The organism is Pseudomonas sp. KBS0710, from assembly GCF_005938045.2.
GTDB lineage: Bacteria > Pseudomonadota > Gammaproteobacteria > Pseudomonadales > Pseudomonadaceae > Aquipseudomonas.
Genome location: NZ_VCCF02000001.1, coordinates 1,004,065 through 1,021,383 on the forward strand (window position 1 = coordinate 1,004,065; position 17,319 = coordinate 1,021,383).

The window sequence follows — 17,319 nt, forward strand, 5'->3', positions numbered from 1 at the left end:
GGGCGGAACTCCATCCGGACGCCGCCCTTTTTTGTGCAAGAGCATTATGCAAAGCAGCAGCAACCTATTTCCCGTCGCCTTGATCAGTGCTGAACGTCGTGGCGACCTGAGTGAAGATGTGTACCGCCTCAAACCTGGCAACAGCCCCGACGGCACCGTCGAGCTGGCTGTGACCCGTTTAGGCCAGGCGGATGTCCCGGAAAACCGGGGCACGCCGGTTATTTTATTGCACGGCAGTTTTTCCAATCGGCGCTTCTGGTATTCGCCCAAAGGGATCGGCCTGGGCGCTTACCTGGCGCGTCAGGGATTTGATGTGTGGATCCCGGAAATGCGCGGCCACGGCCTGTCCAAGCGCAATCAGGATTACGCCAGAAACCGCGTCGCCGATTATGCGCGATACGATTTGCCGGCGATCGGCGCGTTTGTGCGTGAGCAAAGCGCACAAATACCGCACTGGATCGGCCATTCCCTGGGCGGCACCGCCTTGGCAGCGGCCTTGGGCGGTCAGCACCTTGGCGCGCCAGCCGTGGCGTCGGTGGCACTGTTTGGTTGCCAGGTCAGCCGCACCCACTGGCCGCTGAAAATTCCGCCGCTGGAATGGACCGGCCGTTTGCTCTTGAAACGTTTTGGTGAAGTATCCGGCGTACGGCTAAAACGCGGCCCCGAGGACGAGCCGGCGGGGGTGATGATCGAAGCGATGCGCTGGAACGGCCTGTTCGGTCGTTTTGGCGAGGGTAAGCAGGACTGGTGGAAGGGGCTGGCGGGTGTGGACGTGCCGCTGTTGGCCGTCAGCGCTGCTGGCGATCAACAGGACCCGGACTGGGCCTGTCGAAAGTTGTTCGAACAAGTCGGCTCTGAACATCGCCAATACCTGTGCCTGGGGCGCAAGCAAGGCTTCAGCGGGGATTTCGGGCACGTCGAGATGCTCGTCAGCAAGGCCGCGCAGACTGAAGTGTGGCCGTTGGTGGCGCAGTGGCTGAAAGATCCTTTGACACCTTTATTGGCGGCAGAGCCGCAGGTAGCGGCAACGGTCTAGCGCAACCGCTCTGCCAAGGGCGTTTCACTCGGGAGAGGTTGCGGCTAAGATATGACGCATCAAACGCTTCTGGTCATATTCAGTCGCGCAGTCGCTATTGCGTTGCGACGGTGTGAGTCTGATCATGGCCGCCGCTGACGGGAGGGCGCTTAAAGTTCAGCCGTTGTGACGCGTTTTTCTGATGTACACCGTGGGATGTTCGACCTCTTCAATGACGACAGGAGTTTCCCGATGATTCATTACGTGACGCCCGATCTGTGCGACGCCTACCCGGAGCTGGTGCAGGTAGTTGAGCCGATGTTCAGTAATTTCGGTGGCCGAGACTCCTTTGGCGGTGAAATCGTCACCATCAAGTGCTTCGAAGACAATTCGCTGGTCAAGGAACAGGCCGACCAACCGGGCGCTGGCAAGGTGCTGGTGGTCGACGGTGGCGGCTCCCTGCGTCGCGCGCTGCTGGGTGACATGATCGCCGAGAAAGCCGCAAAAAATGGTTGGGAAGGCTTGGTGATCTACGGTTGCGTGCGTGATGTCGACGTCCTCGCCCAGACTGACCTGGGTGTGCAGGCGTTGGCGCCTCACCCGATGAAGACCGACAAACGCGGCATTGGCGACCTGAACGTGGTGGTGACGTTTGCCGGCGTGACATTCCGCCCTGGTGAGTACGTCTACGCCGACAATAATGGCGTGATCGTTTCGCCAAGCCCGTTGAAAATGCCTGAATAAACCGCAGTAGCCGAAAGGGGTGAGGATGTTCGAGGAAGAAAACGCGCAATGGGGGCTGGTGCATGCCCTGGTGCTGGACGGTAAAGGCGGTGCGCGTTCGATTGCCCGGACTGAGCTCGACGACTTGCAACTGCAGCCCCAGGAAAGCCTGTGGCTGCATTGGGATCGCAGCCATCCACAGACCCAGACCTGGTTGCGTAAATCCAGCGGTTTGAGCGAATTCGCCTGCGACTTGTTGCTGGAGGAGAACACCCGCCCGCGCCTGCTGCCGCTGCCGGACAGCGAATTGCTGCTGTTTCTGCGCGGGGTCAACCTCAACCCGGGCGCCGAGCCGGAAGACATGGTCTCGGTGCGTATTTTTGCGGCAGCCAGCCGCGTGATTTCCCTGCGCTTACGCCCATTGCGGGCTACCGATGAGCTGCTGGTGCAACTGGCTGAGGGCAAAGGGCCAAAAACCGCTTCTGAACTCATCCTTTATATGGCGCAGTACCTGACCAATAAAGTGCAGGATTTGGTCACCGACCTGTCCGAAGTCGTCGATTTAGAGGAAGAAAAACTCGATGCCGACGAACGGTACACCCCGGAGCACGGCAACGTTTTGCAGATCCGTCGAAGGGCTGCCGGATTGAAGCGTTTCCTGGCGCCACAGCGGGATATTTTTGCCCAGCTGACGCGGATCAAATTAGCGTGGTTTTGTGACGACGATGCTGACTACTGGAACGAATTGAACAACAGCCTGACCCGCTACCTGGAAGAGCTCGAACTGACCCGAGAGCGCGTAGGGCTGGTGCTTGAGGCCGAAGACCGGCGCTTGAGCGTACGCATGAATCGCACCATGTACCGCTTCGGGATCATCACCGGGATCTTCTTGCCGATGAGTTTTCTGACCGGTTTGCTGGGTATAAATGTGGGCGGAATTCCGTTCTCTGCCAGCCCCTATGGTTTCGTGATTGCCTGCTTGTTGATGGTCTCGGTAGCACTGGGGCAATGGTGGCTATTTCGACGATTGCGCTGGGTTTGACCTGAATATGACCTGAACGCAAGCAGGGTCAGATGTGACCCCAAGAATTTAACCCTCGTCTTTTAACTCACTTGCGAGAGGTCTTTATGCACGATCCGTTCGAACAGTCTTTGCGTGACATGCTCAATGCGTCGCCATCCAACCGTGATGACGATGCCTGCCTGGGCCGCGTGTTGAAAACCGCCAACCGTCAGGTAGGGGCGGGAGACCTGTTCGGTCTGCTGGGTCGTTGGTTACCGGCATTGATGATGGCCTTGAACAATGGTTCGGCCCACGTATCGCCGGTTTCGCGTCGTAAACCTCTTGCTCGCACTGCTGATAAGGCTGATTGAATATGGAACTTGATCTCTGGACCCAGAGCCTGGTCACCGCGATGACCGCATTGTGGACCAAGGTGGCGAATTTCATTCCCAACCTGTTTGGTGCCCTGGTTTTGGTGTTGCTGGGCTTTGTCGTGGCCAAGTTGCTCGACACCCTGCTGTCCAAGTTGCTTGCAAAACTGGGGCTGGACCGCTTGATGGCTGGCACCGGCCTGACCAAGCTGCTGGGCCGCGCCGGGCTGCAAGTGCCGATCTCAACGCTCATCGGCAAGATCGTTTATTGGTTTGTTCTGCTTATTTTTCTGGTTTCTGCGGCTCAATCCCTTGGACTTGAGCGAGTTTCAGCTACGCTCGACATGCTGGCGCTGTATTTGCCGAAGGTTTTCGGCGGCGCGCTGGTGTTGCTGGTAGGTGTATTACTGGCGCAACTGGCCAACGGGCTGGTGCGCGGTGCTGCTGAAGGCGTCGGGCTGGACTATGCTGCGGGCCTGGGGCGAATCGCCCAGGGGCTGGTGATCATCATCAGTATTTCCGTCGCGATCAGCCAGTTGGAGGTCAAAACTGACCTTCTGAACCACGTGATTGTGATTGTTTTGATTACCGTTGGTCTGGCAGTTGCGCTGGCCATGGGTTTGGGAAGCCGGGAAATTGCCGGCCAGATTCTTGCGGGAATCTATGTGCGTGAGCTGTATCAGGTTGGGCAACAGGTGCGTGTGGGCGAGGTCGAAGGGCAAATCGAGGAGATCGGCACGGTCAAGACGACGGTGCTGACCGATGACGGTGAGCTGGTATCGCTGTCCAATCGGATTCTCCTCGAGCAGCAGGTCAGTAGCCGCTAACCCGGCAAATCCTGCTAATGTACGCCGCCGCAAACCCGGGAGACCGGGCTGTAGCGGACATTGACCTGACTGTCGGCACGACTTGTTTTGAATAAAGCCCAAACGCTGTCCACGCGCTATGACCCCCGTGAGCTCTCTGATGAGGAGTTGGTCGCGCGCTCGCACACGGAGCTGTTTCACGTAACACGCGCGTACGAAGAATTGATGCGCAGATATCAACGCACTCTGTTCAACGTTTGTTCAAGGTATTTAGGGAACGATAGAGATGCGGATGATGTCTGTCAGGAAGTGATGCTCAAGGTGCTATACGGCCTGAAGAACTTTGAGGGAAAATCGAAGTTCAAGACATGGCTCTATAGCATCACGTACAACGAGTGCATCACGCAGTATCGTAAGGAACGGCGAAAGCGTCGCTTGATGGACGCTTTGAGTCTGGACCCCCTTGAGGAAGCGTCTGAAGAAAAGGCGCCGGTACCCGAGGAAAAGGCCGGACTTGATCGCTGGTTGGTGCATGTGAATCCGATTGACCGGGAAATTTTGGTGCTACGATTTGTCGCAGAGCTGGAGTTTCAGGAAATTGCTGACATCATGCACATGGGTTTGAGTGCTACAAAAATGCGTTACAAGCGTGCTCTTGATAAATTACGTGAGAAATTTGCGGGCGAGACTGAAACTTAGTGCGTGGCAAATATCTCTTACGTGTAGGCAAGTTCTGTTAGACTTGTCGCCGAGTTGTCCCCCGGTTTGTGGGACTGCTTTACAATCACCAGATGGGGATTTAACGGATGAAACTGAAAAACACCTTGGGCTTTGCCATTGGTTCTCTTATTGCGGCCACTTCTTTCGGCGCTCTGGCACAAGGCCAAGGCGCAGTTGAAGGCCAGCTGTTCTACAAGAAGCAGTACAACGATAGCGTTAAGCACATCGAAGACGGCTTCAACCCTGGCGCTAGCATCGGTTACTTCTTGACCGACGACGTGTCGATCAACCTGAACTACGACACCACCAACCACACCCGTTCGAACGACGGTACTGGTTCCCAGAAGATCAAAGGTGACACTGGCAGCGTGACTGCTCAGTACCACTTCGGTCAGGCCGGTGTTGATTCCCTGCGTCCATACGTAGAAGGTGGTTTCGGTCACCAGAGCCGTACCAACGTTGAAGCTGATGGCCACAAAGGTCGCGACCAGACCACTCTGGCAATCGCTGGCGCTGGCGTGAAGTACTACTTCACCAACAACCTGTTCGCTCGTGCTGGCGTTGAAGCTGACTACGGCATCGACAACGGCAAGTGGGACTACTCCGCACTGGTTGGCCTGGGTGTGAACTTCGGCGGCAACGCTGGCGCAGTCGCTCCAGCTCCTACTCCAGCACCAGCTCCAGAGCCAACTCCAGAGCCAGAAGCTCCAGTTGCTCAGGTTGTTCGTGTTGAGCTGGACGTTAAGTTCGACTTCGACAAGTCCGTTGTTAAGCCTAACAGCTACGGCGACGTGAAAAACCTGGCCGACTTCATGGCTCAGTACCCAGCTACCAGCGTAGAAGTTGCTGGTCACACTGACTCCATCGGTCCAGACGCTTACAACCAGAAGCTGTCCCAGCGTCGTGCTGACGCTGTTAAGCAAATCCTGGTTAAAGACGGCGTTGCTTCTAGCCGCGTACACGCAGTAGGTTACGGCGAATCCCGCCCAGTTGCTGACAACGCAACTGAAGCTGGTCGCGCTGTTAACCGTCGTGTAGAAGCGTCGGTTGAAGCTCAAGCTGCTCAGTAATTACTGAGTGGTAGAAAAAAGCCCGGCTTAGGCCGGGCTTTTTTTTGCCTGAAATTTGCCTTAGGCGCTGGCTGACACGGCAATGCAGGCGGCTTGCTCTGCGCCAGCAACATTGCCGATCACCAGGATCGCCGGGCTTTTCAGAGCAAATACCTGTGCATCGGTATGCATGTGCGCCAGAGTGCTGCGGCACTCGCGTTGCTGAGGCAATGAGGCGTTCTCGATCATCGCCACCGGCATATCCGCTGCCATTGCGCCCTCCAGCAATTGCTGACGAATCTCCTCCAGCTTCGCTACGCCCATATACACCACCAGTGTCGTACCGCCCTCGGCGAGTGCGCGCCAGTTAAGGCTGCTATCGTCCTGGGTATGCGCGGTGACCAGCGTGACGCCGCGACTGACCCCGCGCAGCGTCAGGGGAATATCGCAGTTCGTTGCACCCGCCAGGCCCGCGGTAATCCCGTTGACCAATTCCACCTCAATCCCGTGTTCACGCAACCACATTGCTTCTTCGCCACCCCGGCCGAAAATACACGGATCGCCGCCTTTGAGTCGCACCACGCATTTGCCCTGGCGCGCATAGCGCAGCATCAGGCGGTGGATAAAATCCTGAGGTGTAGACCGGCACCCACCGCGCTTGCCCACGGTGACCACACGAGCGTGCGGGCAGTGTTCGAGCACCACCGGGTTGACCAGGTCATCGATCAGTACCACATCGGCTGCGTGCAGGGCGCGTACCGCCTTGAGCGTCAGCAGCTCCGGATCACCGGGGCCTGCGCCTACCAGCCAGACTTTTGCGCTCATGTTTATCCCCTTACACACTGATTGCGATTGGCAGCGACGTGCTGGCCAACAGACGTTTGATTTCCGGAACACAAGAGCCGCATTGCGTGCCGCACCCCAGTTCCTGTTTAAGCCCAGCCAGGTCCAGGCCACGACCGATACCGGCACATACCGCGCTTTCGCTGACGTTCTTGCAGTTGCACAAAATTTTGCTGCTGGCCGCTGCGCCTCCCGGTGGTGCACTGAGCGGTGCGAGTAACCAGCGCCGGAGTTGATCGTCGGCACGGCCTTCCAGCCACAGGCTCTGCAGCCAATGCCGTGCCAGGGTTTCGCCGGCCAGGCGCAGCGCGGTAATGCGGCCTTTTTCGATTTTTACCCGCTTGCCAATCGAACGGCGCGGATCGTCATAGGCCATGACCGGGCCGTCATTGAGGCCCAGCAACTCGTCGATACGGGTTAACAGTTGCAAGTCGGGCGCCTCCGTATGGGCTGCGCGTACCAGAAGAGCCGGCCGTTCACGCCCGGCCAGGCTCAAGCTGACGTAGGCAAAGCCCTCACACAGCGGGCGTAGGGCGTCAAAGTGTTGCTGCACATTTCCTTCGATCAGCGCAAACAACTGCCACGGCAGTTGCACTGGCTCCAGGCGCACGCCGCTGTGTTTGAGTTCGGGTTGTTTCGACAAGGGGTCGAATGCCGGCTGCGTAAGGGCATTAACACCGCCCTTGAGAAAGCGATCGCCCCAATGCATGGGCAGGAACGCCTGGCCTGGGCGCACGCTGTCATCACTGCTGACGGCGACGATCACACTGCCGCGACGGCTTTTCAGGCTGACCAGGTCGCCCTCTTTGAAACGGTGCCGACGCAGTTCATCCGGGTGCAGGCTCAGCAGTGCTTCATTGACATGCCCGAACAACTGCGCGGCGGTGCCGGTGCGGCTCATGCCGTGCCATTGATCGCGCAGGCGCCCGGTGATCAGGGTCAGCGGGAAGCGCGCGTCACGTTGCTCTTTAGCGGCGCGATAAGGGTCGGCGATAAAGTGCGCGCGGCCGCTGTCTGTCGGGAACACACCCTCGGTGTACAGGCGCGGCGTGCCCGCTTGTGCGCCCACGGGAAATGGCCATTGCTGCGGGCCGAGCTGGTCGAGCAGGGCATGGCTGATACCCGACAGGTCAAGGTCGCGGTTGCGGGTCAGTACCTTGTATTCATCAAAGAGCTGCGCCGGTTGTTCGAAGGGGAACAAACTCGGCAACCCCGGACGCAAGCGTTGCTCCAGGCGCTGTGCGAAATCCACGGTAATCGCCCAGTCTGGCCGCGCTTCGCCGGGTGGGACGATGGCGCGGCGGACGTGGGAAATCCGCCGTTCGGAATTGGTCACCGTGCCTTCTTTCTCGCCCCAACTGGCGGCGGGTAACAGCAGGTCTGCATAGGCGGCGGTTTCGGTGGTGCGAAAAGCCTCCTGCAACACCACGAACGGGCAGGCCGCTAATGCGGCACGCACGCGGTTCTGGTCCGGCAAGGATTGCGCGGGGTTGGTACAGGCAATCCACACGGCCTTGATCTTGCCGGCCTGGATCTGTTCGAACAGTTCAATGGCGGTCAGCCCGGTAGGCGCCGGCAAGGCTTCGACGCCCCAATAAGCCGCGACTTCGGCCCTGTGCTCAGGGTTGGCCGCCTCGCGATGCCCCGGCAGCAGGTTCGACAAACTGCCGGTTTCGCGCCCGCCCATGGCATTCGGTTGGCCGGTCAGGGAAAACGGCCCGCAACCCGGCCGACCAATAGTGCCGGTGGCCAGGTGCAGGTTGATCAGCGCACTGTTTTTGGCGCTGCCGGCGGTGGACTGGTTAAGCCCCATGCACCACAGCGAGAGAAAACTGCTGGAGGTGCCGACCCACTCTGCACACAGGCGCAACTGCTCAACGCTGATGCCGCACAACTGCGTGACCATCTGCGGTGTGTAGTCGTGCACCAGTCGCTTCAACTCGACCAACCCATCGGTATGCGCCTGGATAAAGTCGCGGTCGATCCAGTCTTCCCACAGCAACAGGTGCAAGATCCCATGGAACAGCGCCACATCGGTGCCCGGCAGGATCGCCAGGTGCAAGTCGGCCAAATCGCAGGTGTCTGTGCGCCGTGGGTCGATCACCACCACTTTCATCTGCGGTCGTCGCGCCTTGGCTTCCTCAAGACGTCGGAACAGTACCGGATGGGCGTAGGCCATGTTGCTGCCGACGATCATCACGCAATCACTTGCGTCCAGGTCTTCATAACTGCACGGCGGTGCATCGGCGCCCAGGCTGCGCTTGTAGCCGACCACTGCCGAAGACATGCACAGCCGCGAATTGCTATCGATGTTATTGGTGCCCACCAGCGCCCGCGCCAATTTGTTGAAGCTGTAGTAATCCTCGGTCAACAATTGCCCGGAAATATAGAACGCCACGCTGTCCGGCCCATGTGCGGCAATGGTGTCGGCGAACACATTGGCCGCGTGTTCCAGGGCGGTGCTCCAGTCGGTGCGGGCGCGGGCCAGGTCTTTGCCCAGGCGCAGTTCCGGGTACAAGGCGCGGGCGGCCAGGTCGCCGGTCAAATGCAGGCTGGAACCCTTGCTGCACAACTTGCCAAAGTTTGCCGGGTGGTTCGGGTCGCCTTGTACGCCGAGGATCTGCGCGCCGTCATGCTCGATCAGCACGCCGCAACCCACTCCGCAGTAACAGCAGGTAGACGCGGTGGTCTGGCGGTTCATCAACCGGCGTCCCGCAGGGCCAGCATCACTCGGCCGTTTTCCACGCGGGCGGGGTGATGATGCGCACAGCCAATATCCGGCGCCTGGGCTTCACCCGACGCCAGGTCGATCTGCCAGTTGTGCAGCGGGCAGGCCACGCGCTTGCCGTAGATCAAGCCTTGGGACAGCGGACCGCCTTTGTGCGGGCAGCGATCGTCGAGGGCGAAAACCTCATCGTCACTGGTACGAAAAATCGCAATATCGCCTTTTGGCCCATTGATGATGCGCGAGCCCAGGGCGTTGATTTCATCTAGGGCGCAGATATCCAGCCAGTTCATGCCGACACCTCCAGCTGTTTGACGGGTATGACCTCGAATTCCTTTTTCAGCAGCGGCTGTTCCAGACGCTCTTTCCACGGGTCTTGTTCGAATGACAGCGAGAATTGCAGGCGCTCGTTGAGGGCCTGGCGCCGGGCTGGGTCTTCCAGGACGGCTTTCTTGATGTGTTCCATGCCTACCCGTTGCAGGTAATGCACGGTGCGCTCAAGGTAGAAAGCCTCTTCGCGATACAGCTGCAAGAAGGCGCCGTTGTATTCGCGCACTTCTTCGGCGGTTTTGAGCTTGACGAAAAACTCCGCGACTTCAGTCTTGATCCCGCCGTTGCCGCCGATGTACATCTCCCAGCCAGAGTCGACGCCGATAATGCCGACGTCCTTGATACCCGCTTCCGAGCAATTGCGTGGGCAGCCGGACACCGCCAGCTTGACCTTATGCGGCGACCACATATTGAACAGGTCGTGCTCCAACTCGATACCCAACTGCGTGGAGTTCTGCGTACCGAAGCGGCAGAACTCGCTGCCCACGCAGGTCTTCACGGTGCGGATGGATTTGCCATAGGCGTGGCCGGAGGGCATGTCGAGGTCTTTCCACACACCGGGCAAATCCTGCTTCTTGATGCCCAGCAGGTCGATGCGCTGGCCGCCGGTGACCTTGACCATCGGCACGTTGTACTTGTCGGCCACGTCGGCAATGCGCCGCAACTCCGACGGATTGGTCACACCGCCCCACATCCGTGGGACTACGGAGTAGGTGCCGTCTTTCTGAATATTGGCGTGGGCGCGCTCGTTGATCAGGCGCGATTGCGGATCGTCCTTGGCCTCGCCGGGCCAGGTAGAGATCAGGTAGTAGTTAAGCGCCGGGCGGCAGGTCGCGCAGCCGTTGGGGGTGCGCCAGTTCAGGTAGCTCATGGTGCCGGCGATGGTCAGCAGGTGCTGGTCGCGGATCGCCTGACGGATTTGCCCGTGGTTGAGGTCGCTGCAGCCGCAAATGGCTTTTTCGCTTTTGGGTTTGACGTCGGCGGCGCCGCCCACGGTGTTGATCAAAATCTGTTCCACCAACCCGGCGCAGGAGCCACAGGAGCTGGCGGCCTTGGTGTGTTTTTTTACGTCGTCGACGCTGAACAACCCGTGTTCCTGGATCGCCTTGACAATGGTGCCCTTGCACACGCCGTTGCAGCCGCAGACTTCGGCGTTATCGGCCATGCTCATGGCTTTGTCCTGGCCTTGATGGCCGACATCGCCCAGTGCGTTCTCGCCGAACATCAGGTGATCACGGATCTCGCCAATCGCATGGTTCTCACGGATCTGGCGGAAATACCAACCACCGTCGGCGGTATCGCCATACAGACAGGCGCCGACCAGGATGTCGTCCTTGATCACCAGCTTCTTGTACACGCCGCCAATCGGGTCGGAGAGGGTGATGGTTTCGGTGCCTTCGCCACCCATGAAATCCCCGGCAGAGAACAGGTCGATGCCGGTGACCTTCAGCTTGGTCGACGTGACCGAGCCTTTGTAAGTGGCGAAGCCCAACTGGGCCAGGTGATTGGCGCAGACCTTGGCCTGCTCGAACAATGGCGCCACCAGCCCATAAGCGATCCCACGATGGCTGGCGCATTCGCCGATGGCATAGATGCGTGGGTCATAAGTTTGCAGCGTGTCATTGACCAGGATCCCACGGTTGCAGGGGATGCCGGATTTCTCTGCGAGTTCGGTGTTGGGGCGGATACCGGCGGCCATTACCACCAGGTCGGCGGGGATGATGTCGCCATTCTTGAACTGCACCGAGCCGACGCGACCATTGCCGGCGTCGTGTAGCGCTTGGGTTTGTTCGCACAGGCGAAACACCAGGCCGCGGCTTTCCAGTTCGGTTTGCAGCAATTGCCCGCTGGTTTTATCCAGTTGGCGCTCCAGCAGCCATTCGCCGATATGCACCACGGTCACGTGCATGCCGCGCAGCATCAGGCCATTGGCGGCTTCCAGGCCGAGCAGGCCGCCACCGATGACCACCGCGTGCTTGTGGGTCCTGGCGGTGTCGATCATGGCCTGGGTGTCGGCGATGTCGCGGTAGCCGATCACGCCCTGCAAGGTATTGCCGGGGATTGGCAGGATAAACGGCGTGGAGCCGGTGGCGATCAACAGGCGATCGTACTCGGCCTCGCTGCCGTCCTCGGCGATGACGATGCGTCTTACGCGGTCGATCTGCACCACTTTGCGGTTGAGCAACAGCTTAATGTGGTTATCCAGGTACCAATCGAGGTCGTTGAGCACGATCTCTTCGAAGGTCTGCTCGCCGGCCAGCACCGGCGACAGCAGGATACGGTTGTAGTTGGTGTGGGGCTCGGCGCCGAACACCGTGATGTCGTACAGGTCGCTGCTCAGCTTGAGCAATTCTTCAAGGGTGCGAACCCCGGCCATGCCGTTGCCGATCATCACTAATTTGAGTTTCTTCATGTCGTTCTCCGCAATGGCTCGACAAATCGTGCGCAAACAAAAAAGGCGTCCCCACCAGTTACCTGGCGAGGACACCTTTGTCCGGTCCCGTTCTCTCGGGAAGCTCGACCCTTCGACGTTGAAGGAGCGGCTATATGTGAGTTGTTGATGAAGCTAATGCAGCGGTTGTGCCAAGTCGCCAGGCGCCGGCTTTATTGGGATTTCCATCAATATCGTGTGGGAAATTGCCCTCTAGTGGTGCAGCAGCCAGTACAACAGCACCAGATTGACCAGCAGCGAGACGCTCGCCAGGGTTTGCCAGACCTTGAGCGGCTCGCGCTCCAGCAAGGGCTTGGGTCGCACGCTCAATTCACGGCGGTCGGCCTGTTCCAGCACCAGCAACCATTCTTCGGCGGTTTCATAACGCTCTGCGGGCTGTGCGGCTACGGCGCGCTCCAGGCTCAAGGGTAACCAGTCCGGTAAGTCGGGGCGGTAACGACTGGCGCTGACGGGCTGAGCGAAACGCGGTCGTTGGAAGGCTTCGATTTCGCCGTAGGGATAATGCCCGGTCAGCAGGTAATAGAGCGTAACGCCGACACTGTATAAATCCTGCTGCGACGTAGGGCGTTCGCCACTGAACGCTTCGGGCGCGATAAAACTCGGGGTGCCGGGCAGCAAATGGGCGCGGTCCTCGGAAAGCCCCGGGCAGTAGGCCAGGCCGAAATCCAGCACACGCAGTTCGCCATCATCGCCCAACAGCAGGTTTTCCGGTTTGATGTCACGGTGCAGGATCTGCCGTCGATGCAGCAGGCCCACCGCCCGCAGCAAACGCTCGGCAATCGACTGCCATTGCGCCAGGGGCAGCGGGCCTTGTTGCTGGAACAGCTGCGCGAGGGTCTGCCCCGAATATTCACGCATCACGTAGTACAAATGCTGACGCCCGCTGGCTGCATGCACTTCAGGAAATGCGCGCCCGGCCACTCGGCGCAGAAACCATTCTTCCGACAACAAAGCTTGGCCGGCGTCGTTGTCATCGTCGCGGTTGAGCGGCAAGGTTTTCAGCAGCCAAGGCTGCTGCTGGGCATCGCGCACGCGGTACAGCAAGGACTGTCGGCTCTGCGCCAGCACGCTTTCAACCTGCCAGCCCTCAAACCGTTGCCCTGCCTTCAGGAGCGGGGGCAGCGGCCATTGCTGCAACTGCACCAGCGCATCGCCCAGGGTGGCGGCGCCGAGTTGGTCGATACGCACCAGCACGGCGCTGGCATTGTCCTGGCTGGCGGCCAGGTGCGCGGCGTTGACCAGCGTGTTCACCGCCGCGTCGAGATCGGTTTGTTCGCGCAGGATTGCGCTGATGCTGTGATCGCCCAACGTGGCCCACACGCCATCGCTGAGCAGCAGGAAGCACTCGCCCTCACGCAGCTCACCGTCTAGAAAATCCAGCACCAGATGCTGATCCAGGCCGAGGGCGCGCTTGAGCACATGCTGCATGCCCGGTTGTTCCCACACATGATCTTGCGTGATGCGCTGCAACTCGCCGTCCAGCCAGCGATACACCCGGCAATCTCCCACATGCGCCAGGGTGAAGCGTCGGCCGCGAAATACCAGGGCGCTGAGGGTGGTGAGCAATGGCAGGCCACCACCATTGGCCTGCAACCAGCGGTTCTGCGCCAGCAACAGTCGCTCCAGTGCCTGGGCCACGCCCCAGGTTTGCGGCGTGGCGTAGTAATCCAGGGCCAGCGCCTGCAAGGTCGAACGGGCGGCCAGACCGCCGTCGGCGCATTGGCTGACGCCATCGGCGATGGCGCACAGGTAACCCTTGCTCGCGGCCAGTTCCGGCATGGGCGTGACCACCCGCAGGGCGTCCTGGTTTTCTGCCCGCGGGCCGATGGCGCTGGCCTGGGCGACGCTCAGTTGCAGGCTCATCAGACGCGTGCGGCGGTCACGGCAGCCGAGCCCCACGTAGTTCTCCAGCGACGCTTGACGCCGTGCAGGCCGAACCAGGCCAACACGCCAAGGCTGGCAAACAACCACAAGGCCAACTGATAACTGCCGGTGCTTTGTTTGATTGCGCCCATGCCTGCCGCCAAGGCAAAGCCGCCGATGCCGCCCGCCATGCCGATCAGGCCGGTCATCACACCGATCTCGCGGCGAAAGCGCTGGGGCACCAGTTGGAACACCGCGCCATTCCCTGCGCCGAGGCCGAGCATGGTGCAGACGAAAAGCGCCAGTGCGGCGTAGGAACTTGGCAGGTTGAAACCCACGGCGGCGATGCAGATCGCTGCCACGCCGTACATGCCGAGCAGGGTGCGAATGCCACCGAAGCGATCGGCCAGTGCACCGCCCAAGGGGCGCATCAGGCTGCCGCCAAACACACAGGCGGCGGTGTAGTAACCGGCGGTGACCGGGCTCAGGCCGTACTGGTCGTTGAAGTAGCCGGGCAGGGCGCTGGCCAGGCCGATAAAGCCGCCGAACGTCACGCTATAGAAGAACATGAACCACCAGCTGTCGCGGTCACCCAAGGCTTTGAAGTAGTCGGCCATGGATTTGGCTTTAGGGCGCTCGGGCGCATTGCGAGCGAGCCAGGCGAACACGATCAGTGTCAGCACCAGTGGGATCAGCGCGAAGCCGAACACATTGCTCCAGCCAAATGCGGCGGCCAGTACCGGCGCCAGCAACGCGGCAAACACGGTGCCGGAGTTGCCGGCGCCGGCGATACCCATGGCTTTGCCCTGGTGCTCAGCGGGATACCACTGGGAGGCCAAGGGCAGGGCGACGGCAAAGGACGCACCCGCCATGCCCAGGAACACGCCCAGCAACAGCGCTTGTTCGTAGCTATGGATGCCGAGTTTCCAGGCGCCGAACAGGGCTGCGATCACAATCACCTGGCCAATCAGCCCGGCGGTTTTGGGCGACAGCTTGTCGGCCAGCATGCCCATCAAAAAGCGCAGCACCGCACCCGCCAGAATCGGCGTAGCCACCACCAGACCGCGTTGCTGGGTGGTCAGGTGCAGGTCGGCGGCAATCTGCACCGCGAGTGGCCCCAGCAGGTACCAGACCATGAAGCTCAGGTCGAAATACAGGAACGCGGCGAACAGGGTCGGGGTGTGCCCGGATTTCCAGAAGCTTGATTTCATCACGCACCTCAACGGTTGGGGGTCTTGTCAGAAGGCCTGTTGGCCCCATTCGCCGGGGCCAAAACGAAAAAAAACGCCGCCATCGAGTTTGCGAGTGCAAACCGGATGGGCGACGTCTTTGTCGTAGAAGGGGCAACCGCCGTTGGCTACCTGTGATGAATGCTTAGCAAGAGCTGCGCCAGTTCAGCCGAGCAGCTCACTCATGGCGATGATCTGCTCGGCCACCTGGATCAGTTTCTGCTGGCGGCTCATGGCTTGGCGGCGCATCAGGGTGTAGGCCTCTTCTTCATTGCAGTGCTTCATTTTCATCAGCATGCCCTTGGCCAATTCGATGCGCTTGCGCTCGGCCAACTGTTGGTCGCGGGCCTGGAGCTGGGCGCGCAGGGCCTGGTCGCTTTCAAAACGGGCCATGGCCACGTCGAGGATCGGCTGCAGGCGCTGGGCTTGAATGCCTTCGACGATGTAAGCGCTGACCCCGGACTTGATCGCCTGGCGCATCACGTTCGGGTCGTGCTCGTCGGTAAACATCACGATTGGGCGCGGTTGGTCACGGCTGACCAGCACCACTTGCTCCATCACATCGCGGCCGGGTGACTCGGTATCGATCAGGATCACGTCCGGGCGCACCGTTTCGACGCGCGCCGGCAGGTCGATGGTCAGGCCGGACTCATCGATCACCTCGAAACCGGCCTCGGTCAAGGCGGCTTTGAGGCGCCCGACCTTGCGCGGGGTGTCGTTGATCAACAGGATTCTTAACATAGTTGAGGTCCTGTCAGCGCAGAGCCTGGCGATTGGTGGAATCCGCCAAGGCATGCAGGCGGAAGCCGCGGGCGTAGGCGGCGGGGTCGGAGCCGTCCCAGATCTTGCCGTCGATCAACTGGCTGCTGCGCATGTCCTGGGCAGTAGCCGGGACGCCAACGGCAGCAGCGGCTTGGCGATACAGGTCCAGTTGCTGCACCTGGCGAGCCACGCCCAGGTAGTCCGGGTCTTCGCGCAGCAGGCCCCAACGGCGAAACTGGGTCATGAACCACATGCCATCGCAGAGGTACGGCAGGTTCACCTCGCCATCAGCAAAAAAACGCAGGGCGTGCGGGTCTTTCCACTGGTTGCCGAGGCCGTCGTCATAATCCCCGAGCAAGCGGGGTTCGATGCAGTCGAGCGGGGCATCGAGGTACTCGCGGGCGCAGAGCAGTTGTGCGGTGGAGCGGCGGTTTTCCTGGCTTTGTTCGATGAAACGGCTGGCCTCGAGGATCGCCATGACCAGTACGCGGGCGGTGTTTGGGTATTGGTCGACGAACGCCTGGGTGCAGCCGAGCACTTTTTCTGGGTGATTCGGCCAGATCGACTGCGTAGTGGCCAGGGTGAACCCCTGGTTTTGCTGGACGGCGCTGGCGCACCAGGGCTCACCGACACAAAAGCCGTCGATGCGCCCGGCTTGCAGGTGCGCGATCATCTGCGGCGGCGGCACCACCACACTGTCGACATCTTGCAACGGGTGAATGCCTTGGCTCGCCAGCCAGTAATACAGCCACATGGCGTGGGTGCCGGTGGGAAATGTCTGGGCGAACGTCAGCTTTGTACGGCTTTGGTGCACGTGGCGGTCGAGTGCCTCAGGAGTGGTCACTCCCTGCTGTTGCAGTCCGTGGGACAGGTTGATGCTCTGGCCGTTCTGGTTGAGCCCCATCAGTACCGCCATATCGGTGGGCGCCACACCGCCAATGCCCAAGTGTACGGCGTAGATCAACCCATACAGGCTGTGGGCGGCGTCCAATTCACCGCTGACCAGTTTGTCGCGCAGGTTAGCCCAGGAGGATTGGCGCTTGAGGTTCAGCGTCAGGCCGTAGGGTTGGGCAAACCCCTGGGTGGCGGCGACCACCAATGAAGCGCAGTCGGTGAGTGCCATGAAACCCAGGTCCAGGCTGCTCTTTTCCGGGGCGTCACTGCCGTTGACCCACGCCAGCGGGTTGTTCACCGGGCTGTTGCCGACCGAATCGTTCATCAACACCTACCTTTTCTTTCAAAAAAAAAGCATCGCTCCTTCGCATGGCCGTGCAAGCCATTGCCGGGTAACGACGCCTTTGTCTGCAAGCCTGCTCCGACGTTGGCGCGGGCTCTGATGCAGAGTCCGTAGCAAGGCACATGCCACGGGCAGGCGGATGAAGCCTGCCGTCACCTTTCCATCAAGATTGAAACTCGAGTGCCTTTCAG

Annotated in this window: 15 protein-coding genes; 7 read left to right on the plus strand and 8 right to left on the minus strand. The window is 60.2% G+C overall.

From position 1 onward, the window contains the following. Positions 1 to 46: 46 nt before the first annotated feature. From FFI16_RS04790 to FFI16_RS04820, 7 genes are all read left to right on the plus strand, one after another. A complete protein-coding gene (locus FFI16_RS04790) occupies positions 47 to 1,036 on the plus strand; it encodes an alpha/beta fold hydrolase (RefSeq protein WP_138814348.1) in 990 nt (329 codons plus the stop codon). 234 nt (positions 1,037 to 1,270) lie between these two features. Beyond that, positions 1,271 to 1,759, plus strand: coding sequence for a ribonuclease E activity regulator RraA (gene rraA, locus FFI16_RS04795; RefSeq protein ID WP_169985266.1), 489 nt, complete (start codon positions 1,271 to 1,273; stop codon positions 1,757 to 1,759). 25 nt (positions 1,760 to 1,784) lie between these two features. Further along, positions 1,785 to 2,780 (plus strand): zinc transporter ZntB, encoded by a 996-nt coding sequence (locus FFI16_RS04800; RefSeq protein ID WP_138814349.1) that lies wholly within the window; start codon positions 1,785 to 1,787, stop codon positions 2,778 to 2,780. Positions 2,781 to 2,866: 86 nt separating this feature from the next. Next, complete coding sequence (locus FFI16_RS04805; protein WP_005790375.1) at positions 2,867 to 3,112, plus strand: hypothetical protein; 246 nt, start codon at positions 2,867 to 2,869, stop codon at positions 3,110 to 3,112. 2 nt (positions 3,113 to 3,114) lie between these two features. After that, entirely contained in the window at positions 3,115 to 3,939 is an 825-nt protein-coding gene (locus FFI16_RS04810) for a mechanosensitive ion channel domain-containing protein (protein ID WP_003193288.1), read from the plus strand. Between the two features lie 87 nt (positions 3,940 to 4,026). Beyond that, positions 4,027 to 4,617: an RNA polymerase sigma factor SigX gene (gene sigX / locus FFI16_RS04815; protein ID WP_017134760.1), complete on the plus strand. Its 591-nt coding sequence runs from the start codon at positions 4,027 to 4,029 to the stop codon at positions 4,615 to 4,617. A 107-nt stretch (positions 4,618 to 4,724) separates the two neighbouring features. Continuing rightward, on the plus strand, positions 4,725 to 5,708 hold the full coding sequence (locus FFI16_RS04820; protein WP_138814350.1) for an OmpA family protein: 984 nt from the start codon (positions 4,725 to 4,727) through the stop codon (positions 5,706 to 5,708). A gap of 60 nt (positions 5,709 to 5,768) precedes the next feature. On the opposite strand, the gene cobA is transcribed toward FFI16_RS04820, so the two are convergent. The 8 genes from cobA to FFI16_RS04860 form a co-directional block, all read right to left on the minus strand. Next, positions 5,769 to 6,512: a uroporphyrinogen-III C-methyltransferase gene (gene cobA, locus FFI16_RS04825; RefSeq protein WP_138814351.1), complete on the minus strand. Its 744-nt coding sequence runs from the start codon at positions 6,510 to 6,512 to the stop codon at positions 5,769 to 5,771. Between the two features lie 10 nt (positions 6,513 to 6,522). After that, a complete protein-coding gene (locus tag FFI16_RS04830) occupies positions 6,523 to 9,231 on the minus strand; it encodes a nitrate reductase (protein ID WP_138814352.1) in 2,709 nt (902 codons plus the stop codon). After that, a complete protein-coding gene (gene nirD, locus FFI16_RS04835; RefSeq protein ID WP_017134764.1) occupies positions 9,231 to 9,548 on the minus strand; it encodes a nitrite reductase small subunit NirD in 318 nt (105 codons plus the stop codon). The genes FFI16_RS04830 and nirD overlap by 1 nt, the downstream gene beginning before the upstream one ends. Beyond that, positions 9,545 to 11,998: a nitrite reductase large subunit NirB gene (nirB, locus tag FFI16_RS04840; protein WP_017134765.1), complete on the minus strand. Its 2,454-nt coding sequence runs from the start codon at positions 11,996 to 11,998 to the stop codon at positions 9,545 to 9,547. Before nirB ends, nirD begins: the two co-directional genes overlap by 4 nt. Positions 11,999 to 12,229: 231 nt before the next feature. Then, positions 12,230 to 13,900, minus strand: coding sequence for a bifunctional protein-serine/threonine kinase/phosphatase (locus FFI16_RS04845; RefSeq protein WP_138815365.1), 1,671 nt, complete (start codon positions 13,898 to 13,900; stop codon positions 12,230 to 12,232). Further along, complete coding sequence (locus tag FFI16_RS04850; protein WP_058422064.1) at positions 13,900 to 15,111, minus strand: NarK/NasA family nitrate transporter; 1,212 nt, start codon at positions 15,109 to 15,111, stop codon at positions 13,900 to 13,902. Before FFI16_RS04850 ends, FFI16_RS04845 begins: the two co-directional genes overlap by 1 nt. Before the next feature lie 183 nt (positions 15,112 to 15,294). Further along, the gene (locus FFI16_RS04855; RefSeq protein ID WP_053257467.1) at positions 15,295 to 15,870 is read right to left on the minus strand and encodes an ANTAR domain-containing response regulator; all 576 of its coding nucleotides are present in this window, start codon (positions 15,868 to 15,870) and stop codon (positions 15,295 to 15,297) included. Between the two features lie 13 nt (positions 15,871 to 15,883). Further along, positions 15,884 to 17,110 carry a CmpA/NrtA family ABC transporter substrate-binding protein gene (locus tag FFI16_RS04860; protein WP_138814353.1) on the minus strand — a complete coding sequence of 409 codons (1,227 nt, stop codon included), beginning with the start codon at positions 17,108 to 17,110 and terminating at the stop codon, positions 15,884 to 15,886. Positions 17,111 to 17,319 lie beyond the last annotated feature (209 nt).

Coding starts and splice junctions, on each gene's coding strand:
- cobA (WP_138814351.1), bottom strand. CDS start 6,512: ATGAGCGCAAAAGTCTGGCTGGTAGGCGCAGGCCCCGGTGATCCGGAG.
- FFI16_RS04820 (WP_138814350.1), top strand. CDS start 4,725: ATGAAACTGAAAAACACCTTGGGCTTTGCCATTGGTTCTCTTATTGCG.
- nirD (WP_017134764.1), bottom strand. CDS start 9,548: ATGAACTGGCTGGATATCTGCGCCCTAGATGAAATCAACGCCCTGGGC.
- FFI16_RS04850 (WP_058422064.1), bottom strand. CDS start 15,111: ATGAAATCAAGCTTCTGGAAATCCGGGCACACCCCGACCCTGTTCGCC.
- FFI16_RS04805 (WP_005790375.1), top strand. CDS start 2,867: ATGCACGATCCGTTCGAACAGTCTTTGCGTGACATGCTCAATGCGTCG.
- FFI16_RS04855 (WP_053257467.1), bottom strand. CDS start 15,870: ATGTTAAGAATCCTGTTGATCAACGACACCCCGCGCAAGGTCGGGCGC.
- FFI16_RS04810 (WP_003193288.1), top strand. CDS start 3,115: ATGGAACTTGATCTCTGGACCCAGAGCCTGGTCACCGCGATGACCGCA.
- FFI16_RS04845 (WP_138815365.1), bottom strand. CDS start 13,900: ATGAGCCTGCAACTGAGCGTCGCCCAGGCCAGCGCCATCGGCCCGCGG.
- FFI16_RS04860 (WP_138814353.1), bottom strand. CDS start 17,110: ATGAACGATTCGGTCGGCAACAGCCCGGTGAACAACCCGCTGGCGTGG.
- FFI16_RS04790 (WP_138814348.1), top strand. CDS start 47: ATGCAAAGCAGCAGCAACCTATTTCCCGTCGCCTTGATCAGTGCTGAA.
- FFI16_RS04800 (WP_138814349.1), top strand. CDS start 1,785: ATGTTCGAGGAAGAAAACGCGCAATGGGGGCTGGTGCATGCCCTGGTG.
- nirB (WP_017134765.1), bottom strand. CDS start 11,998: ATGAAGAAACTCAAATTAGTGATGATCGGCAACGGCATGGCCGGGGTT.
- FFI16_RS04830 (WP_138814352.1), bottom strand. CDS start 9,231: ATGAACCGCCAGACCACCGCGTCTACCTGCTGTTACTGCGGAGTGGGT.